The organism is Bacillus sp. 005/A4HT-01/001 (genome assembly GCF_004634445.1).
GTDB classification, from domain to species: domain Bacteria; phylum Bacillota; class Bacilli; order Bacillales; family Bacillaceae; genus Bacillus; species Bacillus altitudinis.
In genome coordinates this window covers 44,737-70,529 of record NZ_SEIZ01000004.1, presented here as the reverse complement: position 1 = coordinate 70,529, position 25,793 = coordinate 44,737, and the positions used below count along the sequence as shown (strand labels likewise).

Annotated in this window: 26 protein-coding genes and 1 riboswitch; of the genes, 19 read left to right on the top strand and 7 right to left on the bottom strand. The window is 41.8% G+C overall.

The annotated features are described in order from the left end of the window. Nucleotides 1–62: 62 nt before the first annotated feature. The 3 genes from ES896_RS13205 to ES896_RS13195 form a co-directional block, all read right to left on the bottom strand. Entirely contained in the window at nt 63–632 is a 570-nt protein-coding gene (locus tag ES896_RS13205; RefSeq protein WP_008346964.1) for a GNAT family N-acetyltransferase, read from the bottom strand. A 67-nt stretch (nt 633–699) separates the two neighbouring features. Continuing rightward, the gene (locus tag ES896_RS13200; RefSeq protein WP_008346963.1) at nt 700–1,977 is read right to left on the bottom strand and encodes an Nramp family divalent metal transporter; all 1,278 of its coding nucleotides are present in this window, start codon (nt 1,975–1,977) and stop codon (nt 700–702) included. A 229-nt stretch (nt 1,978–2,206) separates the two neighbouring features. Then, the gene (locus ES896_RS13195) at nt 2,207–2,467 is read right to left on the bottom strand and encodes a GlsB/YeaQ/YmgE family stress response membrane protein (protein ID WP_003214275.1); all 261 of its coding nucleotides are present in this window, start codon (nt 2,465–2,467) and stop codon (nt 2,207–2,209) included. A 163-nt stretch (nt 2,468–2,630) separates the two neighbouring features. On the opposite strand from ES896_RS13195, the gene ES896_RS13190 reads away from it, so the two are divergent. Then, complete coding sequence (locus tag ES896_RS13190; RefSeq protein ID WP_135226863.1) at nt 2,631–3,461, top strand: EcsC family protein; 831 nt, start codon at nt 2,631–2,633, stop codon at nt 3,459–3,461. A gap of 25 nt (nt 3,462–3,486) precedes the next feature. Here ES896_RS13190 and ES896_RS13185 read toward each other — a convergent pair whose 3' ends face one another. Next, nucleotides 3,487–4,584, bottom strand: a complete 1,098-nt coding sequence (locus ES896_RS13185; RefSeq protein WP_025206786.1) for a TRAP transporter substrate-binding protein — start codon at nt 4,582–4,584, stop codon at nt 3,487–3,489. 67 nt (nt 4,585–4,651) lie between these two features. Here ES896_RS13185 and ES896_RS13180 point away from each other — a divergent pair, with 67 nt between their 5' ends. The 8 genes from ES896_RS13180 to ES896_RS13145 all read left to right on the top strand — a co-directional run bounded on the left by ES896_RS13180 (nt 4,652) and on the right by ES896_RS13145 (nt 13,344). After that, nucleotides 4,652–6,271, top strand: a complete 1,620-nt coding sequence (locus tag ES896_RS13180) for an ATP-binding protein (protein WP_026050048.1) — start codon at nt 4,652–4,654, stop codon at nt 6,269–6,271. After that, nucleotides 6,268–6,951, top strand: a complete 684-nt coding sequence (locus ES896_RS13175; protein ID WP_135226862.1) for a response regulator — start codon at nt 6,268–6,270, stop codon at nt 6,949–6,951. The genes ES896_RS13180 and ES896_RS13175 overlap by 4 nt, the downstream gene beginning before the upstream one ends. Before the next feature lie 124 nt (nt 6,952–7,075). Beyond that, nucleotides 7,076–8,344, top strand: a complete 1,269-nt coding sequence (gene dctP, locus ES896_RS13170) for a C4-dicarboxylate transporter DctP (protein WP_007496516.1) — start codon at nt 7,076–7,078, stop codon at nt 8,342–8,344. Between the two features lie 209 nt (nt 8,345–8,553). Next, on the top strand, nt 8,554–9,576 hold the full coding sequence (locus ES896_RS13165) for an AI-2E family transporter (RefSeq protein WP_007496515.1): 1,023 nt from the start codon (nt 8,554–8,556) through the stop codon (nt 9,574–9,576). Nucleotides 9,577–9,639: 63 nt separating this feature from the next. Further along, a riboswitch (cyclic di-AMP (ydaO/yuaA leader) is annotated at nt 9,640–9,774 on the top strand. Nucleotides 9,775–9,851: 77 nt separating this feature from the next. Continuing rightward, nucleotides 9,852–11,093, top strand: coding sequence for a dicarboxylate/amino acid:cation symporter (locus ES896_RS13160; RefSeq protein ID WP_167764456.1), 1,242 nt, complete (start codon nt 9,852–9,854; stop codon nt 11,091–11,093). Between the two features lie 126 nt (nt 11,094–11,219). Beyond that, a complete protein-coding gene (locus ES896_RS13155; protein ID WP_135226860.1) occupies nt 11,220–12,146 on the top strand; it encodes an ABC transporter ATP-binding protein in 927 nt (308 codons plus the stop codon). Continuing rightward, the gene (locus ES896_RS13150; RefSeq protein ID WP_024720482.1) at nt 12,124–12,891 is read left to right on the top strand and encodes an ABC transporter permease; all 768 of its coding nucleotides are present in this window, start codon (nt 12,124–12,126) and stop codon (nt 12,889–12,891) included. The genes ES896_RS13155 and ES896_RS13150 overlap by 23 nt, the downstream gene beginning before the upstream one ends. A gap of 117 nt (nt 12,892–13,008) precedes the next feature. After that, nucleotides 13,009–13,344, top strand: a complete 336-nt coding sequence (locus ES896_RS13145; protein ID WP_017366657.1) for a hypothetical protein — start codon at nt 13,009–13,011, stop codon at nt 13,342–13,344. Nucleotides 13,345–13,443: 99 nt separating this feature from the next. Here the strand turns inward: ES896_RS13145 and fbpB are convergent, their stop codons facing one another. Next, nucleotides 13,444–13,593 (bottom strand): Fur-regulated basic protein FbpB, encoded by a 150-nt coding sequence (gene fbpB / locus ES896_RS13140; RefSeq protein ID WP_065461547.1) that lies wholly within the window; start codon nt 13,591–13,593, stop codon nt 13,444–13,446. A gap of 339 nt (nt 13,594–13,932) precedes the next feature. Next, nucleotides 13,933–14,253, bottom strand: a complete 321-nt coding sequence (locus tag ES896_RS13135) for a thioredoxin family protein (protein WP_008346934.1) — start codon at nt 14,251–14,253, stop codon at nt 13,933–13,935. 193 nt (nt 14,254–14,446) lie between these two features. On the opposite strand from ES896_RS13135, the gene ES896_RS13130 reads away from it, so the two are divergent. From ES896_RS13130 to ES896_RS13100, 7 genes are all read left to right on the top strand, one after another. Beyond that, on the top strand, nt 14,447–15,529 hold the full coding sequence (locus ES896_RS13130; protein WP_007496503.1) for a D-alanine--D-alanine ligase: 1,083 nt from the start codon (nt 14,447–14,449) through the stop codon (nt 15,527–15,529). 81 nt (nt 15,530–15,610) lie between these two features. Next, complete coding sequence (locus tag ES896_RS13125; RefSeq protein ID WP_025206792.1) at nt 15,611–16,975, top strand: UDP-N-acetylmuramoyl-tripeptide--D-alanyl-D-alanine ligase; 1,365 nt, start codon at nt 15,611–15,613, stop codon at nt 16,973–16,975. A gap of 26 nt (nt 16,976–17,001) precedes the next feature. Beyond that, nucleotides 17,002–17,700, top strand: a complete 699-nt coding sequence (locus tag ES896_RS13120) for an alpha/beta hydrolase (RefSeq protein ID WP_017366660.1) — start codon at nt 17,002–17,004, stop codon at nt 17,698–17,700. Nucleotides 17,701–17,820: 120 nt separating this feature from the next. Then, nucleotides 17,821–18,159 carry an avidin-fold protein gene (locus tag ES896_RS13115; protein WP_017366661.1) on the top strand — a complete coding sequence of 113 codons (339 nt, stop codon included), beginning with the start codon at nt 17,821–17,823 and terminating at the stop codon, nt 18,157–18,159. A 166-nt stretch (nt 18,160–18,325) separates the two neighbouring features. Beyond that, nucleotides 18,326–19,816, top strand: coding sequence for a degradosome RNA helicase CshA (gene cshA / locus ES896_RS13110; RefSeq protein WP_017358400.1), 1,491 nt, complete (start codon nt 18,326–18,328; stop codon nt 19,814–19,816). 110 nt (nt 19,817–19,926) lie between these two features. Further along, complete coding sequence (locus tag ES896_RS13105) at nt 19,927–20,406, top strand: PH domain-containing protein (protein WP_008346922.1); 480 nt, start codon at nt 19,927–19,929, stop codon at nt 20,404–20,406. After that, entirely contained in the window at nt 20,396–21,892 is a 1,497-nt protein-coding gene (locus ES896_RS13100) for a PH domain-containing protein (protein ID WP_007496492.1), read from the top strand. The genes ES896_RS13105 and ES896_RS13100 overlap by 11 nt, the downstream gene beginning before the upstream one ends. A 55-nt stretch (nt 21,893–21,947) precedes the next feature. Here the strand turns inward: ES896_RS13100 and ES896_RS13095 are convergent, their stop codons facing one another. Further along, entirely contained in the window at nt 21,948–22,553 is a 606-nt protein-coding gene (locus tag ES896_RS13095; RefSeq protein ID WP_048001254.1) for a rhomboid family intramembrane serine protease, read from the bottom strand. A gap of 94 nt (nt 22,554–22,647) precedes the next feature. Here ES896_RS13095 and acpS point away from each other — a divergent pair, with 94 nt between their 5' ends. The 3 genes from acpS (at nt 22,648) to alr (ending at nt 25,500) form a co-directional block, all read left to right on the top strand. Then, nucleotides 22,648–23,013: a holo-ACP synthase gene (gene acpS, locus ES896_RS13090; RefSeq protein ID WP_048001253.1), complete on the top strand. Its 366-nt coding sequence runs from the start codon at nt 22,648–22,650 to the stop codon at nt 23,011–23,013. A 160-nt stretch (nt 23,014–23,173) separates the two neighbouring features. Continuing rightward, entirely contained in the window at nt 23,174–24,190 is a 1,017-nt protein-coding gene (locus ES896_RS13085; protein WP_007496489.1) for an outer membrane lipoprotein-sorting protein, read from the top strand. A 128-nt stretch (nt 24,191–24,318) separates the two neighbouring features. Beyond that, entirely contained in the window at nt 24,319–25,500 is a 1,182-nt protein-coding gene (gene alr, locus ES896_RS13080) for an alanine racemase (protein WP_008346911.1), read from the top strand. Nucleotides 25,501–25,793 lie beyond the last annotated feature (293 nt).

The following is a 25,793-nucleotide window of genomic DNA, read 5'->3' as shown; positions in this document are numbered from 1 at the left end:
TGCCAATCACAACGGATACTACAAAGCTTCACTTTGTAAAATAGTTCATCCAATCGACACAATTAAGTAGGCTGATTGATCGAATTCGTTTTTTGTTTCATATATTCAGGCTGTAAAAGTGCGTACACACAGTGATCGGCAAAGTGGTCGCCCAGCCATTCACATTGTCTTAAAATGCCTTCAAGTGAAAAAGATAAACGCTCTGCGATGCGTCTACTTTTTTGATTATCGACAGCGGCCCTGATTTCAATGCGGTGTAGACCGCACTCTTCAAATAAATAGTGAATGACTGCTTTGCATGCTTTTGTCATGATGCCTTTTCCTTGATAGCCTTCCCCGAGCCAATAGCCAATGGAAACCGTCCGATTAATCCAATGAATTTGGTGGGTGCCAATGATACCAACGAGTTCTCCATGTGACCAGATTCCAGCCTGAAAACCATTGTTTTGCAAAGCTTGCTGCATGGCACCTTGAATAAACGCCATGCTATCTTCTTCTGTCTGCGTCGAATCGACCCACAGCATCCATTCACGTAAGTGCTCTCTTGAGCGTTGGATGAGCAGATACAGACTTCTCGCGTCTCTTGGTTCAAGCAGCCGCATGGATAGATCTTGATCCTGATAAAAAAACATGTGATCACATCCTCTCAAGGGAAATTTTACCACAACCCGATATAAAAGACAGCATGATCACTGTCTTTTACATAAACGTATCCACAATTAAAAACAGATTAAGTGCGACAACAAGAGCTGCTATCACCCAAGATATTCCTGTCACCCAGCGAGCATTCGTCAAATCGCCCATAATTCGTTTTTTACTTGTAAACAAAATGAGCGGAATTAAAGCAAACGCAATGCCAAATGATAAGACCACTTGACTCATCACAAGCGCAGATGTCGGATTGACCCCAGATGCAATGATCGCAATAGGGGGAATGATGGTAATCAGCCGGCGGACATACAGTGGAATGCGGTACTGAATAAAACCCTGCATAATAATATCGCCTGACAGTGTACCGACAGAAGAACTGGAAAGTCCGGCTACAAGCAGACCTACACCAAATAAGATCGCTGATACAGGACCTGCGAGAGTTCCAAAATGCTGAAATGCTACATCTAAATCCTCAACAAAAAGACCATTTTTAAAAAATAAAGCCGCTGCTACAATCAACATGCTGGCATTGATGGCGCCAGCAACTACCATCGCAATGAGGATGTCTAAAAACTCAAAACGAAAAATCAGCTTTTTCTCTTTTTCCGTTCTGCCGACGACTCTTCTTTGCGTTAAGGCTGAATGGAGATAGATCGCATGCGGCATCACCGTAGCGCCTAAAATACCAGCGGCAAGCAGTACGCTGTCTGTCCCTTCAAACCTTGGAATGAACAGTCCACCGGCGACACTTGCAAGATCAGGTTTGGCGACAAAGGTTTGTACAGCGAAAGCAATCACGACAACAAACAGCATGCCGGTAATTCCTGCTTCTAACGCTCGATAACCTCGTCTTTGGAGCTCTAAAATGGCAAAAGAACCGATCGCTGCAATAATCGATGCTTCAAGCAGCGGGATACGAAAGAGTAAGTATAAACCAAGGGCGGCTCCGATAAATTCGGCTAAATCTGTGGCGATAATGACGAGTTCGCCCTGAATCCATAAACCAATCGAGACTGGTTTTGGAAACTCTTCTCGCGCAATTTCAGGTAAATTTTTCCCTGTTGCGATCCCAAGCTTTGCAGACAAAGACTGGATGAGTAAGGCCATGAGATTGGATATGAGAATGACCCATAACAGAAGGTAGCCATATTTCGAGCCAGCCGCAATGTTGGTCGCAAAGTTTCCTGGATCAATATAGGCAATGGCGGCGATAAAAGCAGGTCCGAGAAAAGGAAGGAGCCTTCTAAATCCCTTCACCTTTCCTTCAAGTGCACGCTCCGCTGCCACTGACATGTGGGCTTGTGCCTCGATGTATTTGTTTGTCATATGTCATCACCTAGATTCTACAAAGTTTTGCTTTGGCACAAAAAGTTTCCTCGATGCAATTTTTAATCATCATATGCCCATCTTCATGAAAAGTCAACTATCTGAACTAATAGGTTTGTTTATCATATGTAAGTGAAAAAAATAGATACCTTGTCAATCAAAACATAAAAAACACCGCCTCTTATCTTAGGCGGTGCATCCTCTGCTTCCTCTTCTTTTCTATCGTTTTTTAAGAAACCCTTGATCCAACGCTGCGGAAGATCAGGCTTAAAATAATGACAAAAATGGCTGCTCCTAAGATCGCTGGAATGATCGCAAATCCTGCCAGACTAGGACCCCACGTTCCAAGTAATCCATGACCAATCCAAGCACCTGCAAGCCCGGCAATCATTGAACCGATCCAGCCTCCTGGTACACTGCCTCCAGCGAGTGCACTCCCAATGAGACCAATGACAATCGCCACAACTAATGAAATCAGAAATCCTAACATGTTGATCACTCCTCTTTTGTTTGTTTATTGTTTACTAAGCAATAACCGTTTTAAAAGAGATTAAAACCTTTCGGAACCACTTCAATGTTCGATACGTATGATGGACAAGGATTGTGTATAATAACAGACATATACTTGAACGGCATCTAAGGAGGCAAATCGCATGGAGGAAAGAGAGTGGTTAAAAGCACAATTAAAAGAGATTGAAAAGTGGGAGAAAGACCAGCAAAAGGTATGCTTTTGGGAGAAACTTAGCCGGCTTCCATTTCAAATGCTGGACAAGCTGACCCCTGCCTTTATTCAAAAAAAAATCGGTGTGTTATTAGATGAGATGGGGCACTATACTCAATCAGGCGGTGTCTATTTGACGTCAGAGAAAGGCATTATTCATCAATTTCAAAAGAAATGTGCCGATGAATCGATTCAGCGTATTGAAGATATTGAGGCGGCTCCAATCGAGGTCATGGATGCCATTAGTGATCAGATGGGGAAAAACCGAACAAACCTCGCCACTGTGCAAGGTGCGACAACAGGTGTCGGAGGTATGTTTACATTAGCGGCAGATATTCCGGCTGTCCTCGGTCTCTCTTTAAAAACATTACAGGATATCGCCGTCACCTATGGCTATGATCCGAAAAATAAAGAAGAACGAGTCTTTATCATTAAATGTTTACAGCTGAATTCTGCTGACGTTGTTGGGAAAAAATCAATATTAAAAGAGCTGAAGAGCTATCATGCATCAGAAGGGAAGCACGAAAACATGATCTCTCAAATTCAAGGATGGCGTGAGGTCGTATATAACTACCGTGATTCGTTTGGCTGGAAGAAGCTGTTTCAACTTGTCCCAATTGCGGGGATTTTGTTTGGTGCAGCGTCCAACCGCTCACAGTTAAAAGGAATTGCCGAAACAGGCATCATGCAATATCGAAAGCGCAGAATATTATCAAGATTAGAGGAGCTCGCTCAGCAAGAACAGCGTGACTCCGGCGCATAAAAAAATCCCTCTCTCAAGGGATTTTTTATTTGGTCTCAGCATCTTCTTCAAACGCTTGAATCGGAGAATATTCATAGCGTGCCCGGAGCTCGCGGATTTGTTTGATCAAGGTGGAACCGATGATCCTTTCTGCTTCATCATACAAAGGATCGAGCGCCTTCATCCATTTTTGCCGCTCTGCTGGTGTTAATTCGTGTATCGCAATTGGAGATTCGCGTTTAATATCCTCCAGCTGATCCTTGTTCATCTGTTCGGCATGTTTTTCGTTCCATGCCGTTGTTTCTTCCATCGCTTCGAGTAAAATTCGTTTCGTCTCAGGTGTTTGACGATCAAAAAAAGATTGATCCGTTAAGACGACATACCCTAAATACCCGTGATTACTGATCGTCATATAGTCTTGTATATGATAGAATTTTTTTGAATAAATATTTGAAATTGTATTTTCTTCACCGTCTACTTTTTTTGTTTCTAGCAGCTGAAATGTTGAATTAAACGATTCCTGATAGGGTTTTGCGCCAAGAAGCTTGAATTGTTTTTCAATCATGTCACTTTGCATAATACGGAGAGATTGCTTTTTTAAATCACTAGGCTGCTTGATAGGGCCTTTATTCGAAGTGATTTGCTTAAAGCCATTTGTCCAGTAGGCCATTCCCTTTAGTCCGTCTTTTTGCAGTGTGCCGAACAGTCTCTGTCCAATCGCACCATGTAACCCTTCTTGGACAGCATCGTAGTTAGAAAAGGCAAAGGGCAGATCAAGTGCCAGCCATTCAGGGGACAGCATGCCGAGCTTTGACGTAGACGGAGCAATAAATTGAACTTGATTCTCTTTTAGTGCATTAATTTCTTCGATATCAGAATAAAGACTCCCGTTTGAAAAGATTTGAATGCTGATCCTGCCATCGGATTTTTCGTGAACAAGCTCAGCAAATTTCTTTGCAGCCAGCCCTTTTGGGGTATTATCTGCGACAACATGGCTGAATTTGAACACAAGCTGATCCTTCAGCCCAGTCTGTTCATCGTCGAAGGTCGTCGCTGATTTAGGCATCATATGATAAAAACCAAAGTATAAAGCGGTTACAAAACCGATGATGAGCAATAGCGTATAGGCGAGTAAATTCTTCATGCGTCAGATCCCCCTTATGTCAAGGATACTTGACAGAGGAAGAATTCGTAAAGATACAGGTGAAAAAATGATGAGAAATCGACTGAAATTACAACAATTATCTATTAGATGGAAGCTCACCATCCTCACATATTTCGTTGTCATTTTTGCCCTTTTAATCGGAGGAATTGTTCTGGTCGGGGGAATTCAGCAAACAGAGGAACGAGAACTTCGAAAAAGGCTCATGAACACGGCAAGAACAGTAGCTGAGATGAATGAGGTAAAGCAGGCATTGGATGATCAGACAAAGGAGCGTGCGCGTTTGCAGCATGCCATTGAAGAGATTCGGATTATCCAAGATGCTGACTACATTGTTGTCATGGATATGGATCACGTGCGACTGACACATCCAGTGAAAACAAGAATTGGCCAGCGCTCAGAGGGGACAGATGAAGAACCTGCCTTTGCAGAGCATATCTATTTCTCAGAAGCACAGGGAGAGCTTGGCACAGCCATTAGAGCCTTTTATCCAGTAAAGGATGAAAAATTTAACCAAACAGGGGTTGTACTAGTCGGAAGAACATTACCGAGTATGGCAGATATATTAGGAGAAATGAAGCAGGATATCCTCATGATCCTTTTGCTGACGCTTAGCTTTGGTCTTGTCGGTTCATTTTTGCTCGCCCGTCATATTAAACAGCAAATGTTTAAGCTGGAGCCGCATGAGATTGTCAGAATGCTAGAGGAACGCACCGCTACCTTTCATTCCATTAATGAAGGGGTCATTGCCATTGATAACCAGCACATGATCACCATTTTTAATGAAAAAGCAAAGCAAATTTTCAGCGTGACAGGTGATGTAGTGGGCCGAAATATTTGGGATGTGCTGTCAGATACAAGGCTTCCAGAAATCATTGACCGCGCAGAACCCGTCTACAATGAAGAAATTCATATGAGCGGAAAGCGGATCATGAGCAGCCGAATTCCAATTGTGATGAAAAAGAAAATCATCGGAGCGGTTGCGATTTTTCAGGACCGGACAGAGGCGGCCAAATTGGCGGAGGAATTAACCGGGGTGAAGAACTTCGTTGATGGCCTGCGGGTGCAAAATCATGAACATATGAATAAGCTTCATACAATTGCGGGATTAATTCAGCTGGGGAAAGCCGATCAAGCGCTCGATTTAGCGTTTCAAACGACCGAAGAACAGGAGCATGTGACGGACTTTCTCCACCGTGTAATACAGCATGATGCAGTTGCAGGTTTATTGATGAGCAAGATAAGAAGGGGCAAGGAGCTAGGCATAAAGGTTGAAGTAGATGAAAATAGCAGTCTGCGCGATTTCCCAGAGCGGCTGGATCAGCATGATATGACGAAGCTACTTGGCAACCTGATCGAGAATGCCTTTGCCGCGTATGATACTGTAGAAAGAGACACAAAACTCATTTCTATTAGTATTGATCAAACAGAGGATGTCCTCGCGATCTTAATTGAAGATTATGGATCTGGAATAGAAGAGGACATGATTCCTCATATTTTCGACAAAGGCTTTACTCACGGTAAAGAAGGCGGAACAGGCTACGGGCTGTATATTGTAAAAACGATTATCGACAAAGGAATGGGAAATGTAGAAGTCACATCAAGCATCGGCATTGGTACCACCTTCTCAATCGAATTCCCAATGACAATAGAGGAGAGAGACAGATGACTCAGATTAAGGTGCTATTAATTGAAGATGATCCGATGGTGCAAGAAGTCAATAAAGAGTTCATTAAGAGTGTCCCTGGCTTTCAAGTTGCGGCTGTAGCAGGAAATGGCGAGCAGGGCATCCAGCTGATCAAAGACATTCGCCCAGATCTTGTGGTGCTCGATGTGTATATGCCTAAAAAAGATGGCGTCAAAACACTGCAAGACATCAGAAAGCAAAAGATGCAGGTGGATGTGATTGTGATTTCGGCAGCAAAGGACAAAGAGACGATCGGCACCATGCTTCAAAATGGTGCCCGAGATTATATCATTAAGCCATTTAAGTTTGAACGGATGAAAGAATCTCTTGAAAGCTATAAAGCGTTCAAATCAAAAATTCGTACCGCAGCAGAATTTTCTCAAGAGATGCTCGATGATATCATACGAAAGCCTGCAGTTAAGCAGGAAGACACATGGCTTCCTAAGGGGCTGAATGTGCATACGATGAATGAAATTAAAGCCTATATGCGTCTGCAAGAAGGAGCGCAGTCTGCAGAGGAAGTCGCCAATGCACTTGGGATTGCACGTGTCACGGCACGCCGTTATTTAGACTTCCTTGTAAAAGAAGGCGAGCTGAAATTAGATATGCAATATGGCGGGGTCGGACGCCCTGTGAATAAATATATCGTACATTCTGACTAAGAGACCAAAAAGACCAAAATGTACGATATGTCCATAAGCTTCACAGCCTTTGATGAAATCGCTATCATTTACCTACAGATAACAGTTAAGCGTTTACATCAAAGGGTGAGGGAGTTGATTTTTTATGAAGAGGCTATTGAAGAACCTGACATTTCAGGTCATTGCAGCTGTCATTATCGGGATCATTGTTGGGATGGTTTGGCCAAACGTCGGGAAAGAAATGAAGCCGCTTGGTGACACATTTATTAATGCAGTGAAAATGGTCATTGCACCCATTATTTTCTTAACCATTGTTCTTGGAATTGCCAAGATGGGGGATATGAAAAAGGTTGGAAAAGTTGGGGGAAAAGCTTTTATCTATTTTGAAGTTGTGACGACGCTTGCGCTTGTCATCGGACTGTTTGTGGTCAATATCATGAAGCCAGGAGCGGGTCTTGACTATAGTAAGCTTGAAAAAGGGGATGTCTCGCAATATACCCAAAATGGGGGACAGGGTATCGACTGGATGGAGTTTGTCACACACATTGTGCCATCTAACATGGTAGATGCCTTTGCAAAGGGAGATATTTTACAGGTCTTATTCTTCTCTATTTTATTCGGTGTTGCGCTCGCTGCACTTGGCGAGAAGGGGAAAGGCATCATCGAATGGCTTGATAAGCTGTCGCTTGTCTTCTTTAAAATCATTGGTTACATCATGCGTGCCGCGCCATTAGGGGCATTTGGAGCAATGGCTTATACAATCGGACACTTCGGTTTAGCTTCAATTAAACCACTGGCTAGTCTGATGCTTTCCGTTTATATGACGATGTTCCTGTTTATTTTCGTCGTGCTGAACATCATTTGTAAAATGTATGGCTTCAGCCTGTTCGGTTACCTCCGTTTTATCAAAGATGAAATTTTAATTGTTCTTGGCACAAGTTCTTCAGAATCTGTCTTGCCAAGAATGATGGATAAAATGGAACGCTACGGGTGCTCTAAGTCGGTTGTTGGACTTGTCATCCCGACAGGCTATTCCTTTAACTTAGATGGAACCTCAATCTACTTGTCCATGGCAGTGGTCTTCTTAGCGCAAGTGTTTGGGGTGGACCTATCCATCGGACAGCAGATCACGATTATCCTTGTTCTGATGCTCACATCAAAAGGAGCAGCTGGAGTCACAGGAAGCGGATTTATCGTGCTGGCTTCTACACTTGCTGCACTTCAGGTTATCCCGCTAGAAGGTCTTGCACTGCTATTAGGGGTCGACCGTTTCATGAGTGAAGGAAGAGCGATTACGAACCTGATTGGAAATGGAATTGCTACAATTGTTGTAGCGAAAAGTGAAGGGGAATTTGACGAAGCGAAGAGTAAAACAGCGCTACAGGAAATGCGAAATATCAAGCAGGCTGTTTAGTATAAAAACAACCAAAAACCGAAACCTTATGTTCTACATGGGGTTCGGTTTTTTCTTGTGTAAAAAAGAAAAAACATAAAAGCTTGATAAATTTAGGACGAATCGTAAGACCTCATTGACCTTTTGTTATATAATTTACAGAAAGATCCGATATAATGAATATGAGATCCAACGAAAAATAGACTTTAGTCCTGGCAGGTGTGTAACGTATGGCGGCATTTTTTAAATTGTTCGAAAAACCTGGTGTCAAGAGGTTTTCAGTATTTGTAGTATTAGCCACAGCATTATATCTATTAAGAGGAATGATGAATTTAATCCTTTTGACCTTCATTTTCACCTTTTTAATGAATCGGTTAGAAGAGGTCATAAGAGGCTTTTTAAATCGCTTCCTGAAAATAGGACAGAAATCAGTCATCACCATTTTGTACATTCTCCTAGCTGGTGGATTGACGTTTGGCGGCTTTGTGTTTGTGCCCATCATCGCGAAACAGGTGGAACAGTTATTTCATTTAGGGAAAAAGATTGCAGATCATCCACAAGATTTACCCTTCTTTGACGTCGTCACCAATGTGTTCGGAGATTTCAAAATATCTTCTTTCTTCGAGAAAGGGTTTAATTTCCTCTATACATACTTAACAGATTTCAGCACGTTCAGTATCCAGGTCATTATGTCCTTAATATTAAGCATGTTCTTCCTGTTCGAAAAGGAACGCCTCATTCAATTCATGAATAAGTTCAAAACGAGTAAAATCTCCGTGTTCTATCATGAAATTGCCTTCTTTGGACGTAAGTTTTCCAGAACATTTGGTAAGGTACTTGAAGCACAGTTCATCATTGCAACAGTTAACTGTGTGTTAACGACAATTGCGCTTGGCATTATGGGCTTCCCGCAATTATTTGGATTAGCGGTCATGGTCTTCTTGTTAGGTTTAATTCCGGTAGCGGGTGTGGTCATCTCCCTCGTTCCACTCAGCATCATTGCGTATACACTTGGAGGCGGAATGTACGTCCTATATATTGTGCTGGTGATCGTGATCATCCATGCCATTGAAGCCTACTTCTTAAATCCGAAGCTCATGTCAGCTAAAACAGAGCTCCCTATTTTCTTCACGTTTATTGTCCTGATCTTCTCTGAACACTATATTGGCATTTGGGGACTGATTATCGGCATCCCAATCTTTGTGTTTATCTTAGATATCTTGGAGGTCACGAATAAGGAAGAAAGTAATTAAAAAGTTCATATGAACCTGTTTACAATTTTCTAAAAATAAGGTATAAATAGTATGAAAATATCATATTACCACACGCTTAATCCTTCTAAAGGAATGGGGGACCCAAGTTTTTGGGGTGAATTTTTCTTATTTTAAGAAAAAAGGACATCTCTTCGTCCTAACCCGTCAGCTAACCTCATCAGCGTGAAGAGAGTAGACAGTGGTACACGTATGGACACGCAGGCCCACGAGAAGACTCTCTCGTGGGCCTTTTTGACGAGGAAGGGGAGATTTTATTGAAGCTTGCGACGAAAATTATTATTGCTTTAATTGTAGGTGCAATCACAGGACTACTACTCAACATTTTTGCTCCAAACGTATTCAAAGTGTTAGACCCTTATTTATTTACACCTCTAGGTCAAATCTTCTTAAACCTGATTAAAATGTTAGTTGTACCGATTGTCTTCTTTTCGATCACACTTGGTGTAGCAGGCCTTGGCGATCCGAAAAAACTTGGCAGAATCGGCGTAAAAACCATTACTTACTTTCTACTCACTACGACTTTTGCCATCATTATTGGCATTTCATTGGCCTTACTTATTAAGCCAGGCGCATTTGGCAATTTTGATACGAAAGCGGCAGAATACTCCGCTGAGGAAGCCCCATCAATGGCAGACACACTACTCAATATTATTCCAACCAATCCAGTCCAATCTCTAGTTGAAGGAAATATGCTTCAAATTATCGTCTTCTGTGTATTTTTAGGTCTTGGCATTGCCTTGCTCGGTAAAAAAACAGAAGGTTTGCTGAAGCTGTTTGAACAAGGAAATGAATTAATGATGTATCTTGTCGGTGTTGTGATGAAATTCGCACCGTACGGGACATTCGGTTTGATCGCAACGGCGATTGGCAGTCAGGGGCTCGATGCCATGAAAGCGATGGGACTTTACTTCTCAGTCGTCTTAATTGCGCTGATCTTGCATTTCTTCCTGACCTATGGGTCAACCGTTGCCCTATTAGCTAAACGAAATCCAATGGCATTCTTCAAAGGATTTTCTCCAGCGATGATTGTGGCATTTAGTACATCAAGCAGTAACGCAGTACTACCAGTATCAATGGAAACAGCTCAAAAGCGTTTGAAGGTGCCAGAACCTATTTCAAGCTTTGTGCAGCCGCTAGGTGCGACCATTAATATGGATGGTACAGCGATCATGCAAGGGGTTGCGACTATTTTTATCGCACAAGTGTATGGAGTTGAATTAACCCTTGTTCAAATGCTGACAGTTGTCTTAACGGCAGTACTAGCAAGTATTGGCACAGCAGGTGTCCCAGGGGTAGGGCTCATCATGCTAGCCATGGTTTTAAATTCCGTGAATCTTCCTGTTGAGGGCATTGCGCTGATCCTTGGCATAGACCGCTTATTAGACATGGCAAGAACCGTGGTCAATATTACAGGTGACGCAGCATGTGCGGTGATTGTTTCTGAAACCGAAAAGAAACATGAGAAGGAAGCACCAACACCTAATTTATCACTGTAACAACAAGAAGGGCTGACTGGATCAGCCCTTTTTTTCGTGGAACGGCTTGTCTAGCGTGATATACTTTTTACAGGATGAGCGGCCGTAACTGCCGCCATAGGTTTTACATCAGAAGGAGGAACCACTTTGCAGTCTGCTGTTTTACACATAGAGAACGTCGATAAACAAATTGGCCGGCATCAAATTTTGCAACATATTTCGATGGACATTAGGCAAGGGGAAATTGTCGGTTTACTTGGACCAAATGGGTCTGGAAAAACGACCTTGATTCGATTGATCGTTGGCTTGATGAAAAAAAACAACGGCCGGATCATCATAAATGGATATTCTCAAGATGATGATCATCAAAAGGCGATGTCATCTGTTGGGGCGATCATAGAAAATCCGGAATTTTATTCATATTTAACAGGTTTTGAAAACCTTGAGCTGTATGCGTCTATGCATGATGGAGTTTCAGAAGAGCGCATTCTTGAAGTGGTAAAAAGAGTTCGTCTGGAGCACGCCATTCATCAGAAGGTCAAAACGTATTCACTAGGGATGAAACAAAGGCTTGGGATTGCACAAGCCATTTTGCATAAGTCCAATTTGCTCATTTTAGATGAACCAACAAATGGGCTTGATCCCGCAGGAATGAAGGAGTTTCGAGAGCACTTGCAACTGCTTGTACAAGAAGAAGGTGTCTCTGTGTTATTTGCTACACATCTTTTGCATGAAGTAGAAGAGCTTTGTGACCGTATGATCATCATCCAAAAAGGACAGATCAAAGCCAATACAAACCTTCGCGACATGGAAGGGCAAGAGCAGGTACTGATGAATATTCAGCCAGTAGAAAAGGCAGTTTCATGGCTAGATACGCAAGGATATACATATGAACAAAGGGATCAGCATGTTCTGGTTCAACTGAATAAAGACCGTGTGCCGGAGCTGAATAAACAGCTTGTCTTAGCAGAATTTGATGTACTTGAAATGACGCCTCAAAAACAATCAATTGAAGAGGCCTTTATGAAATGGACGGAAGGCGGGACGACAGATGCTTCAACTCATCAAGAATGAACATAAAAAAATCACGAGACAAAAGATCACATTCATTGCACTTGGACTGATTGTTGTCTTTCAATTGACGATGGCTCTAGCATTGAAACGAGTCATTTCCGGGCTTGGCGGGCAAGATACAGTCGCGAACTATTTTGCTTATTCCACGAATGTTGTATTTATTTTACAAGTGTTCGCTGTCGTGATTGGCGCCACATTGATCTCAACAGAGTTTCAAAAAAGAACCATCAAGTTCTTGTTGATCCGGCCGAAGACAAGGCTTCATATTTTCTTGTCAAAATACATCACTCTTGTGCTGATGGTCCTTTACCTGTTTGTTTTTTATTATGTGTTCGCTTTTCTTTTTGGCCTTATTTTCTTTGGTACTGATTTTGATGAAAGCACTGGGCGGTTATTTCTGCATACATTTGCTGTGATTGGATCACAGTGGGTGGAAGTGGTCATGATGGCAAGCTTTGCTTTTCTGTGCTCAAGTTTGTTTAGAAACAGTCTGATTGCACTTGTGACTTCATTTTTCGTCTTATACGCGGCGAAATCACTAGTGTCGATCATGTCTCTGTTAGAAAATCAGTGGGGGAAGATTCTACTTTTCGCTAATACGGACTTCACACAATACAGTTTTCAAGGTCCGCCGCTCTTTCAGGGCATGAGCCCTCTGTTTTCGCTATTCATTGTAGGGGCGCATTTTGTTTTCTTTGTTGGTGCTGCTTGGCTCCTTTTTTGGAAGCGTGATGTAAATGTGTAAAAATTGTGTCAAATAACAAGAAAAATTCGTGACATCTTTGTGAAAACGAGTCTGTATTTCACGATAACCGGCTGATTTTGTCTTATAATAAGACAGAGTCATGGAGGTGGCACTATCGTGAAAAATTTTATTACGGCTTTACCCATTTTGTTGCTGTTGTCGTTTTCGTTTGTGTCTTTTGCCTTCCAGTTTGATCATCTTGTTTATTTCAGACTAGCGCTAGGGATCTTTTCATTAGCGGGTCTTTTCTTTCTGTATACACTTAAAAGAAACATGAAATGGTTCATGGTCTATTTATATGCGAGCTGGATCGTGCTTGCTGCCGTTACGACATTTGAAGAACCCGTGTTTTCACAATTCTTCTTCGGTGGTTTAACGATGACAATGGGTTATCTGACATATATGCTCATCTATTTAGGAATGAAACAAGACCGTGTAGCAAAATCACATTAAAACAAAAGCCGATAAAATCGAAGAATAGATTTTATCGGCTTTTTTCTTTTCTTCAGGCAAATAAAAAAGCAGCCATCTGTTTGACTGCTCTTCTTGTGTTTATGATTCACGTCCAGCAGCGGCAAGCTGCTTCTGGTGCTTTTTGTCGATGGTTTCGTATATACTTTCCATCATTTTAGGATCTTGCATGATTGCTTCCTTGTTTTCTTCGATCAATTGCTGATACGTTTTGATTTTCTTCTTAGACATGTAACTCAACGCTCCTTTGGTAGAATGGACTCTATAAGATTTCACACAGATGAAATTGATAATCATTTCCAATTAGAAACTCCATTATACAAAGCAGAATGTCATAAGTAAAGATTCAATTCAGAAAATTCACGTAACCGACATATTCCCATCCATATCGACGATGAATTCTTTCCCAGGAAATAATTCGCTGTCAAACCTTGTCATGAAATCAGATCAAACATTCCTGCCGATGTTGAAACGTTTTAGCCGCACATCTCGTCTTATGAAGAGATTTGATTTAAAAGGATATAAAAAAAGACACCAGCATGAGTTGGCTGATGTCTCCATTCAAATGAGTTATGAAACGTGTTCTTGAAGAAACTCTGTTACTTCTTCAGGTGATTTAGCGTTGGCACTGTGTAAATGACCTGTTTTTTCGCCATTTTTGAAAATTAACAGGCTAGGAATTCCCATGACCTGATACGTTTCCGCTAACTCAGGAAAGTCGTCTTTGTTTATTTCAAACCATTCATTCTGAGCATAAGCCTCTAAGATGTCTGGAATGAACATGTCCATTCTAGTGCAATCAGGGCACCATGTCGCAAAGAATTTAACGATGACCTCTTTGTCTGATTGAATGATTTCGTTGAATTGTTCAGTGCTTGTAATTTTTTTCAATTTGTCACAACTCCTTTTCAATGTCATTTTGTCATTTTAATATAAAATAAAGGCGAATGACATACAAATGCTCGGGGGGGCGCTTACAATCTTTACAAATCATTTCAATTCCGTAACAACAAAAATTAATTAGAGCATTTTTGCTTGAAAGTGATAAGATAGTAAAGATGAATTTTAGTGGGGGGAGTATCCATTGAAAATAAGTTTAGGATTGGTTTACGGCGGAAAGTCAGCCGAACATAATGTATCACTGCAAACAGCCCTTGCAGTTACAAAAGCACTTAACACTGAGAAGTTCGATATACATCCAATTTATATTACAGAAGAGGGCGAATGGCTAAGAGGAGAAAAACTCACTGAACCAGTATCAAACGTCAAAATGCTTCAATTTGAACAAAATGCAAAGACGTTTTTACCAACTTCTTTAAATGAAAGCATGTTTCCACAGCCTGCAGCAGCTGATGAAAAGATTGATGTTGTCTTTCCATTGCTACATGGGCCAAATGGTGAAGATGGGACCATGCAAGGGTTACTTGAACTATTGAATATCCCGTATGTTGGTAACGGCGTTCTCGCGTCTGCTGCGGGTATGGATAAAGTCATGATGAAAGATGTGTTTGCTCAAGCTGGACTTGCGCAGGCAAAGCACCTTTCCTTCAATAAAAAGGATTATGAGAAAGCCATATCAGACAGTCTAGAACAGGTAGAAGCAGTTCTCGGGTATCCTTGTTTTGTGAAACCTGCCAACATGGGATCAAGTGTCGGAATTAGTAAATGCCGCAGCAAAGAAGAGCTGCAAACAGCATTTGATTTGGCTTTCCAATATGATCGTCGTGTTGTTGTGGAAGAAGGCGTTGTAGGACGAGAAATTGAAATTGGTGTATTAGGAAATGACGAGCCGAAATGCTCAGTTGTTGGTGAAATTGCACCTAAAACAGATTTTTATGACTACAAAGCAAAATATGAAGATGGCGATACAGATTTGATCATTCCTGCGAGTGTGTCAGAGGAAGAGTACAAGACGATTCATGATATGGCGATTAAGGCATTTAAAGCCATTGATGGATCTGGCCTCGTACGTGCAGATTTCTTCCTAACAGAAGAAGGCGAAGTGCTGATCAATGAAGTGAATACAATGCCAGGGTTCACACCTTTTAGTATGTTCCCGCTGCTTTGGAAACATACTGGTGTAGAGTATCCTGAGCTGATTGAGAAGCTGGTGTCACTTGCAATTGAGCGCCATCAAGAAAAACAAACCATTAAAACCACTTTTTAATGTAAGAAGCAAGCAGACACTATCCTACAGGTAGTGTCTCTTTTCCTTCAAACGTGAAATGAGAAAGAGAGGCGAAAAAACATGATCAAACGTACAGTGAAACAAGTCGCCCAAATGGCTGGTGGCACATTATCGAATGAAGCTTTTGGCGAAGAACAGATACACGGAGTGACAACAGATACACGAAAAGTATCAAAAGGCGCACTATTTATCCCGCTTATCGGGGAACATTTTAACGGTCACACTTTTGCTTCAAAAGCAGTGGAGCTTGGAGCGGCAGCGGTTCTTTGGAATGAAACAGAAGCGAACCCACCATCCGGTGTACCTGTCATTCTTGTAGAGGATACTCTGACAGCACTCCAACAGCTTGCGAAATCATACTTAAAAGAGGAAAACCCTCGAGTTGTCGGTATTACTGGAAGTAATGGCAAAACAACGACGAAAGACATGATCCATTCTGTCCTACAAACGACATACAGAGTCCATAAAACAGATGGCAACTTTAATAATCATATTGGACTTCCACTGACCATCCTTGCAATGCCAGAAAAAACAGAGATTGCTGTATTAGAGATGGGCATGAGTGCAAAAGGAGAAATCGAATTTTTATCTAATCTCGCTGAACCTGATGCAGCTGTCATCACCAATATTGGAGAATCTCATATGCAGGATCTAGGATCAAGAGAAGCCATTGCAGATGCAAAATGTGAGATCACAAAAGGGTTAAAAGAGGATGGGACTTTTTATTATTTAGGAGACGAGCCTTTACTCCGCCAAAGAGCAAATGCCCTTGCACGTAGCGTAAAAACATTTGGGGAATCAGAGGACTGTGATATCAAGGTGATTCACATCCACCAACTCGCTGAAGGCACTGAATTTCAAGTGGAGGGATATGCTCAAGGGTTTCTCATTCCTGTATTAGGGAAACACAATGTAAAGAATGCTCTTGCAGCTATTGCAATCGGCCAGCATTTCGGTCTGAATGAAAGGCAAATTGCCCAAGGGCTAATGCAAACGAAATTGACAGGCATGCGTTTAGAACTGTTTAAAACAGATAAGGGCATCACGGTTATCAACGATGCGTATAATGCGAGTCCTACGTCGATGAAGGCAGCGATTGATCTTGTAGGAGATATGGATGGCTTTGCTAACCGCATACTCGTTCTCGGAGATATGCTGGAGATGGGCAGTGAAGAAGAAACCTATCATTTTGAAGTAGGGGAGTACATCAAGCCTGAGTTTATTGATCATGTTTTAACGTTTGGCCGTCTTGGCGCATTCATTGCTGAAGGAGCAAAGAAAGCATTTGGAGACGACCGTGTATCTTCTTATATGGACAAAGAAGAACTGAAGAAAAAACTAGCGGATGTGGCAGGACCTGACGATGTCGTTCTGGTCAAAGCTTCCCGTGGCATGAGATTGGAAGACGTGATTACTGCACTATAAATCAGATCGGCAAAGAAGGTGACAGGGTGATTGGCTGTCTATGTATACACGGTTTTACTGGTGCCCCGTATGAAGTAGAGCCGCTTGCGGAATATTTAAAGCAGACGACAGATTGGACGGTACAATCTGTCACGCTTCCGGGGCATGGGGAGGAACTTCAGCTCAAAGGCATTCTCTATCAGGAGTGGATTGCCACCGCTGAATTAGAACTCTTATCCCTTTACCGAACATGTGACACCATTTATTTGGTCGGCTTTTCTATGGGCGGGATGATTGCCTCATATTTAGCAGCGAAGTATCCAGTGGCCCGTCTTGTTCTGTTAAGTGCTGCTGCTAAATATGTTAACCCAAAACAAATGATTCAAGACACAAGGCAGATGGTGAAGGAATCCTTGTCTGGTTTGATTGATACGAACCCATTGTATGATCGATATCGTCATAAGCTGAAGAGTACACCGCTATCAGCTGCTGTAGAATTTATGAAATTGGTGAAGCAAACGAAAGGTTCTCTTGAAAAGCTTCATCTACCTGTCTTGATCGTTCAAGGTGAAAGCGATGGGATCGTCCCCGCTTCTAGTGCAGAATTCATTTATCATAAAATCCCGTCCCGTCAGAAAGAAATGTTCTATTTACCGGATTGTAAACATCACGTTTGTCATGAGCCTTGTGCACAGCAATTGTTTGAGAAAGTCGAACAATTTCTAAAAAAACAATTTAATCTATAGAAAAGCTAAAATGTGGCTAAACTAATATAAATTGAATCCCACTTGTTAAAATTTGCATCATTTTTGTCGAATGAGTGACAGGCCTATGTTACAATAGGTAAGAAAAGGTGGTCGATTCGGTTGTTTCAATATGACGGAAAAACCTTTGTCCCGCAGTCTAATTCGAGCAATGGGGAAGTATCGGAAGGAACCATATTTCAATATCGTCAGGACGGGAATATTTTAACGGGCACATATCAAGGCGGCAGTATTCAATCTGGCGTACTTGTAGGAACTGTGAATAAAGACGGAGCACTTCATTTTAGATATCATCATGTAAGTAAGGATGGCAGCATGAGAAGCGGTTCATGTCATTCCACCCCTAAGCAGCTGGATAACGGGAAAATCCAACTGTTTGAAAAGTGGAAATGGATGGACGGAGATCAAAGTGAAGGTGAATCAGTCATTGTCGAGCAGTAGATATATCCATTTCTGTCTTGTTGAAAAACAAATAGTGTAATGGTAAGATATAATGTAGGGTAATTCGGGCTTTGTATATAATGGACCTGTCCTTTCATACAAAGGGCAGTTTTTAATGATCATTCACGAGATTACTGAAACAGCAATTAGAAGGAGTTTGAATAAATTGACTATAACGTTTCAAGATTTTCAATTAAGCGAAAGTCTCATGAAAGCTATTAACCGCATGGGATTTGAAGAAGCAACACCGATTCAAGCAGAAACGATTCCTCTCGGTCTTCAGAATAAAGATGTCATCGGACAAGCACAAACAGGAACAGGAAAAACTGCAGCATTTGGTATTCCTCTTGTAGAAAAAATCGATCCAGCGTCTCCTAACATCCAAGCGATCATCATTGCGCCAACAAGAGAATTAGCGATTCAAGTATCTGAAGAGCTATACAAAATCGGCCAAGACAAGCGTGCACGTGTACTTCCAATTTACGGTGGACAAGATATCGGCCGTCAAATCCGTTCGCTCAAGAAAAATCCTCATATCATTGTAGGAACTCCAGGACGTTTACTTGATCACATTAATCGTCGCACAATGCGTCTTCAAAATGTTGAAACAGTCGTGCTTGATGAAGCAGACGAAATGCTCAACATGGGTTTCATCGAAGACATTGAAGCGATCCTTTCAAATGTACCAAGTGAACACCAAACACTTTTATTCTCTGCGACAATGCCTGCACCAATTAAGCGTATTGCAGAGCGTTTCATGACAAACCCAGAACATGTAAAAGTAAAAGCGAAAGAAATGACTGTATCTAACATCCAGCAGTTCTACTTGGATATTCACGAGCGTAAGAAGTTCGATACATTGACTCGTCTTCTTGACATTCAATCACCAGAGCTTTCAATTGTTTTCGGCCGTACAAAGCGCCGCGTTGACGAATTGACTGAAGCATTAAACCTTAGAGGTTATACAGCTGAAGGAATTCATGGTGACTTGACTCAGGCGAAACGTATGGTTGCGCTTCGTAAATTTAAAGAAGGTTCAATCGATGTGCTTGTCGCAACAGACGTTGCAGCACGTGGACTTGATATCTCAGGTGTTACACATGTGTATAACTTCGACGTACCACAAGATCCAGAAAGCTATGTACACCGTATTGGACGTACAGGCCGTGCTGGACGTACAGGTATGGCGATGACATTCATCACACCACGTGAAAAGGATATGCTTCGTGCGATTGAGCAAACGACTAAGCGTAAAATGGATCGTATGAAAGAACCAACTCTAGACGAGGCAATTGAAGGACAACAACAAGTCACAGTTGACCGTCTACGCACAATCATTAGTGAAAACAACTTGAACTTCTACATGACAGCAGCTGCTGAATTGTTAGAAGATCATGATTCTGTTACAGTGGTTGCGGCTGCCATCAAAATGATGACAAAAGAGCCGGATGCAACGCCTGTTCGTTTGACAGATGAAGCACCAATGATTTCAAAACGCAATCGTAACAACCGCAGCTCTTCTAAACGTAGAGACGGCGGCGGTGGTGGCGGCTATCGCGGAAAAAGCCGTTCATCTTACGGTGATAAAAAGCGTTCTTCAAATGACCGCAATCGTTCTTCTAACGATCGTCGTCAAAAGAAATCTTATAACAACTAATTCAAAAGCGAATCCTTTGCAGGGTTCGCTTTTTTTAACAGTCCTAATGAAACTTTTTAGGCTTTCTTTCGTAATATATTGATAGAAAAGTAAGAGAATGGGGGAAGAATGTGAGAAAACAGCCGCAACGTCAAATCAGCTTAAATGGATTAAAAGTATGGCGTCTTCAAAATGGAATTATCTCATTGATTTTCTTATTCATCATCATTGGGGTATTTGTAGCTAGTTATTATTTTCAATGGCCATATTGGATTGGAGCCATCCTCATCGGTTTGTGGATTTTACAGGTCATCTTCGGAATCTGGCTCATACCGAAAATCCGCCATCACATCTGGCGCTATGAAGTATTTGAGAACGAAATTGAAATACAGCACGGATTGATTCGTGTCACACGTGTCATTGTGCCAATGGTACGTGTTCAGCATGTGGATACATCTCAAGGGCCGCTTTTAAGGCGCTACCGGTTGGCATCTGTTCAAATTTCTACGGCTGCGACAGTGCATGATATTCCGGCACTGGAATTAGAAGAGGCAGATGAGCTTCGCGATTACATATCTCGATTAGCAAGGGTGACGGAAGATGATGTCTGAACCAAAACGTGTACATCCAATCTCGATGTTCATTGATTTTATATCAGATGCCGTATCCATGATCAAAAACTTCATTATCCCTTTTTTCGTGCTTATTTTTGTGAACTCGAATTCAAGTATTCGTTTTTATGCGTTCATTATTCTTGGGGTGCTTCTTTTATGGAAAGCTGTTTCAACCGTTTTAGCATGGAGACGATTCACCTACCGAATGGAAGACGATGAATTTCGAGTGGAATCAGGTGTCATCACCAAAAAGAAAAAGTATATCTCGTTAGAACGAATTCAAACGGTGAATACAAGTGAAGGCATCTTCCAGCGGATTTTCGGTTTGGTTCGGGTGCAAATCGAAACGGCAGGCGGGACGGATGGACCTGAAGTGAGCCTGACGGCCATTACAAAAGCAGAAGCTGAGCAACTAAAGCAATCGATTTTCAACCGGAAGAAAAGCTTGCAACAAGAAGAAATGATTGATGAAAATTTAGATTTCCCTGATTCTCTGACAGCGCAACAGCCTGTAGAAAAAGAAATCAGTGTTTCCTACCGAATGGGTATACCAGAGCTGCTTTTGGCTGCGACCACTTCAAGCGGAATCGGCGTCATTATTTCTGGGTGTCTCGCCATTTACACACAAATAGATGAAATTCTACCTTTGGACGGATTCCTTAAACGGTTTTCTTTTTTAAGTCATGCGAGTGTTGAGATTTATGCGATTCTCATATTTATTGCCGTATTGATTGCGTGGATTCTTAGTGTTGGGGTAACAGCCCTTCAATATGCGAATTTTACCGCAAAACGAAAAGGGAAAGACATCATCATCACAAGAGGACTCATCGAAAGGCATCAAATGACCCTTCCGCTTGCGAGAATTCAAGCAGTGAAAATCAAAGAAAATATTCTGCGTGAACCATTTGGTTTTGCGACGGTCATGCTTGTCAGCGCAGGAGGTTCCATTACAGAAAAAGAGACCTCTTCTGTCTTATTTCCACTCATACGGAAGAAAAAGATCAATGAATTGTTAACGCAATTTACAGATCAATATCAGCTGGCACCAGAAAGTGAATTGAAAAAAGTGCCGAAGCGTTCACTAAAACGTTATCTGATATCTTACGGATTTGTTCCATTACTTGTAGGTATAATCCTTTCTGTACGTTTTCCACCATGGGGGTATTTGGCGCTGATTCCATTACCATTTGCCTTGTTTTTTGGGTATTTAGCCTATAAACAATCAGGATATGTGATCAAAGATCAACTGATTCAATTAACGACAAGAGGTATCGGCAAGACCACCGGAATTGTTTTAAGAAAACGAATGCAAAACTATACGATGACCCAATCCTATTTTCAAAAGAAAGGGCGGGTGGCAAGTATTCACACCTTTGTGAAGTCCTCTGCCTTGCTTGATTCCTTTGGTGTGCATCACCTTGAAGAGGAAGATGCTGAACGTGTATGCGATTGGTATTCCTATGAAACGAATCAATCAACTTAAACAAAAAATGTCGATCAGCTCCCGTTAAACAGAGTGATCGACATTTTTTATGAGCTTAATAGCGTCGTTTTTTTGAATGGAAGAATAGGGTGATCGGTGCTAGGATCATGCCGCCTATCAATCCAAATAAGTGGGCCATGATGTTGATGTTCGAGTTGACGAACGTCATAATGACAGAAACGCCGAGAATCGTTAAGATGACCTGAGAATTACCACGGTCCATCATATGCGGTTTAAATAGGACAAGATAAAGATAGACGCCAAATAAACCAAATATCGCACCAGAAGCCCCGACATGTACGTACTCTAAAGGCTCCACCCAATAGGTTCCGAGATTGCCAATGAATCCAGCACCCAGATAAATCACAAGAAATCGAACCTTTCCAAGCAAATACTCAAGTGCTGGAGCGAATAGGAAGAGCGACATGGAATTGAACAGAATATGTGTCAGACTTCCATGAAGAAAAATAGGCGTTAAAAGCCGCCACCATTCTCCTGCTGCAACACCATAATTAAAACCAACGAGATGGTCCTGCCCAAGCTGGATCATTGGAATAGGGATTGCAAATAAAAGCCATAGGCCGATTTGCAAAGCAAGGATCGCTGTTACGATTGGATACGATTTAATAAATTGTTGAAAGCTCTCCGTTCGAATAAACATAACAAACCCCTTTTGACTAGATAATGGTAAGTTTATAGTAACACGTTTATGAAGCGAACATCTAAATTAGTACGAGTATCATAGGAGGTACCTCATGATTAAAGGAATCGGTATGGATATTGTAGAGATCGGCCGGCTGTCAAGAGTGCTTAGCAGGCAGCCCCGTTTACCAGAAAGAATTTTGACTTTACGTGAACAGGAAGACTTTCGCACACTAAGTAAAAAGAGACAGCTGGAGTTTCTGGCAGGACGTTTTGCGGCGAAGGAAGCATTCGCAAAAGCATACGGTACGGGAATTGGTCAGTATGTCAGCTTTCACGACATCGAGATACAAAAAGATGCGAACGGAAAACCTCTCATCAAAAGTGAGAAAACAAAAGAAGACTACGTTCATGTATCCATTACACATACAAAAGAATATGCTGCAGCACAAGTTTTAATTGAAAGGTTGTCAAGCTAGTCTGCATATTGTTTGTCCCCCCTTCATATATTGGGTAGTGCGATAAGGAAGGGCGAGTTGCTAACAGGCTTTGATGGTTCGCGGTACGCAGTTAACTCTTGAGGCGTACTGTTAAAGTCAAACAAGCGGTTTCTTCCTTTTAACACAATTAACGAAGGGGTTGAAAAGGGTGAGAAAAAGCTTTGTTTTGCTTGTAACGGGGATCCTTTTTGTACTGATTCTCTCCGCATGCGGTCAAAAATCTCAACAGGATATCGTTGGAGATTTAAACAAAAAGGCAGAGGAAATGACATCATACAAAGCCAAAGCAAAAATGACCATTGAGACAGGAAATGATCCGCAGGAATACCATGTGGAAATTTGGTACAAGAAGCCGGAGCTTTACCGTGTCTACTTAGAAAATCCGAAGAAGGATCAGAGTCAAGTCATTTTAAGAAATGGCAATGGTGTATTTGTGCTGACACCTTCATTAAACAAAAGCTTCCGCTTCCATAGCGATTGGCCGAACAACAGCAGTCAGGTGTATTTATTTGAATCACTTGTGAAAGACATTAAAAATGACAGTGCAGCTCAGTTCAAAGCAAAAGAGTCGAAGTACGTTTTTGAAACAAAAACCAACTATCAGCACAACCAAATGCTGCCGACCCAAGAGATTACTTTTCATAAAAAAACAATGGCGCCTGCTAGTGTAAAAGTACTGGACAGCGATAAAAAGCCAATGGTGAAAGTAGAATTCTCTCACTTTGAATTCAACAAATCCTTTGACAAAGACGCCTTTGATGAGAAGAAAAATATGACACTTTCTCAAATGGATGTTGCCACAAGTGCAGATCCATCTGACAGCTTTGCTGTGAAAACGCCTGTGGATATGCCAGAGGGCGTGAAGAAAATGGAAGAGAAAGAAATGACAACAGATGCTGGAAAGCGGTATGTGATGACGTATGGCGGAAAGAAATCCTTCACGCTCATTCAGGAAAAAGCGCGGGTAGCAGAAGCGTCTACGCCTGTGACGATGAATGGCGAGCCAGTCGATCTTGGCATGACAGTGGGTGTTCTGACAGACAAATCTCTTTCTTGGACATCTGATGGAGTTGACTATTTAATCTCTTCAAGTGATTTATCGAAAGAAGAACTCTTAATGGTCGCCAAAAGTGTAGAAGGACAGTCAGCGAAATAGGCGAAATTCTTAACATAACAACAAATCAGCCCTGTGCATGGGCTGATTTTCTTTGAGTTGTTTCACATTATTCTGGATTTTTAGTATCATAATGAAGTATTGAATCATTCAATAGGGAAGTGTGATGAATGGACACAAATGCCTTTTATAGAGACACATGGGCAGAAATTGATTTAACAGCAATCAAGCATAATGTTTCACATATGAAAGACCATATTGGTCAAAACGTTCAACTAATGGCTGTTGTGAAAGCCAATGCATATGGACATGGAGATATAGAAGTGGCAAGAGCTGCCCTCGAAGCAGGAGCAGACCTGTTAGCCGTCGCTTTTTTAGATGAAGCCATTTCTTTAAGAAATAAAGGCATCAAAGCCCCGATTCTTGTGCTCGGCGCAGTACCGTCAGAGTATGTCAAAGTCGCCGTTAGATACAACGTCATCATGACTGCTTACTCTATCCAGTGGCTGAGAGAAGTCGTCAAAGTGATGAAAGGGCAGATGGGACAACCCATTCGTTTCCACTTGAAAATCGACAGCGGCATGAATCGGTTAGGTGTGAAAACAATCGAGCAGGTGAGCGAAGTAAAAGAGCTTGTCCACGATCATTCTTTTTTACAGCTGGAAGGAGTATTTACTCACTTTGCCACAGCGGATGAAAAAGATGAAAACTACTTCGGTATGCAGGTTGATACGTTTAAAACATTGCTTCAACCGCTTCATACGGACAAACTGCTCATTCATTGCGCCAACAGTGCAGCAGGTCTAAGGTTTAAAGACACTTTATTTAATATGGTTCGTTTTGGCATCAGTATGTACGGGCTGTCGCCGTCGGAAGAAATCAAAGATGAATTGCCGTTTAAACTGGAAGAAGCATTATCTCTTCATACAAAACTTGCACATGTAAAGCCCATTCAAAAGGGTGAGAGCGTGAGCTATGGTGCAACTTATACAGCGAATCAAGATACATGGATTGGTACGATTCCAATCGGGTATGCAGACGGCTGGATTAGGAAGCTTGCCGGAACAGAAGTGCTCGTTGGCGGAAAACGCCGAAAGATTGCTGGAAGGGTGTGTATGGATCAATTCATGGTTGATTTGAAAAAGGACATTCCGGCAGGGGAGCCAGTCGTGCTCATCGGGACACAAGGCGAAGACAAGATATCCGTCGATGAAATAGCCAAGCGGCTTGAAACCATTAACTACGAAGTCACATGTTCTGTTGGCTACCGCGTCCCAAGAGTCTATATAGAGGACGGCGAAAGGGTTCATGTACGAAATCCGCTACTTCAAGGCGGTCCAAGCTTTTTATAAACAGCATCCACGGGAACGATGTTCAAACTGACATCGTTCTCTTTTATTCTACAAAGGCATCATAAACATTCTCCCTTTTTTAGAGATTTTGGAAATACCGTATGATTTTCGGAAAAAAGCGTATAATGGGAAAGAGGAACTCCATTATCATCTTGATTTACGGGTGGCGAGCCGCTTCATGTTCTAATAAGAAATCATGAAAAAACAGCTTTGCTTGTGCATTGAATAATGGTATGATTAGTCTTGGAATGGATCGAAACGGTATCCGTAAGTTTTGTGGAGGTGTATGTTTT

Coding starts and splice junctions, on each gene's coding strand:
- ES896_RS13205 (WP_008346964.1), bottom strand. CDS start 632: ATGTTTTTTTATCAGGATCAAGATCTATCCATGCGGCTGCTTGAACCA.
- ES896_RS13125 (WP_025206792.1), top strand. CDS start 15,611: ATGATCAAACGTACAGTGAAACAAGTCGCCCAAATGGCTGGTGGCACA.
- ES896_RS13095 (WP_048001254.1), bottom strand. CDS start 22,553: ATGTTTATTCGAACGGAGAGCTTTCAACAATTTATTAAATCGTATCCA.
- ES896_RS13185 (WP_025206786.1), bottom strand. CDS start 4,584: ATGAAGAATTTACTCGCCTATACGCTATTGCTCATCATCGGTTTTGTA.
- acpS (WP_048001253.1), top strand. CDS start 22,648: ATGATTAAAGGAATCGGTATGGATATTGTAGAGATCGGCCGGCTGTCA.
- ES896_RS13100 (WP_007496492.1), top strand. CDS start 20,396: ATGATGTCTGAACCAAAACGTGTACATCCAATCTCGATGTTCATTGAT.
- fbpB (WP_065461547.1), bottom strand. CDS start 13,593: ATGTCTAAGAAGAAAATCAAAACGTATCAGCAATTGATCGAAGAAAAC.
- ES896_RS13180 (WP_026050048.1), top strand. CDS start 4,652: ATGATGAGAAATCGACTGAAATTACAACAATTATCTATTAGATGGAAG.
- alr (WP_008346911.1), top strand. CDS start 24,319: ATGGACACAAATGCCTTTTATAGAGACACATGGGCAGAAATTGATTTA.
- ES896_RS13200 (WP_008346963.1), bottom strand. CDS start 1,977: ATGACAAACAAATACATCGAGGCACAAGCCCACATGTCAGTGGCAGCG.
- ES896_RS13165 (WP_007496515.1), top strand. CDS start 8,554: ATGGCGGCATTTTTTAAATTGTTCGAAAAACCTGGTGTCAAGAGGTTT.
- ES896_RS13150 (WP_024720482.1), top strand. CDS start 12,124: ATGCTTCAACTCATCAAGAATGAACATAAAAAAATCACGAGACAAAAG.
- ES896_RS13195 (WP_003214275.1), bottom strand. CDS start 2,467: ATGTTAGGATTTCTGATTTCATTAGTTGTGGCGATTGTCATTGGTCTC.
- ES896_RS13175 (WP_135226862.1), top strand. CDS start 6,268: ATGACTCAGATTAAGGTGCTATTAATTGAAGATGATCCGATGGTGCAA.
- ES896_RS13190 (WP_135226863.1), top strand. CDS start 2,631: ATGGAGGAAAGAGAGTGGTTAAAAGCACAATTAAAAGAGATTGAAAAG.
- dctP (WP_007496516.1), top strand. CDS start 7,076: ATGAAGAGGCTATTGAAGAACCTGACATTTCAGGTCATTGCAGCTGTC.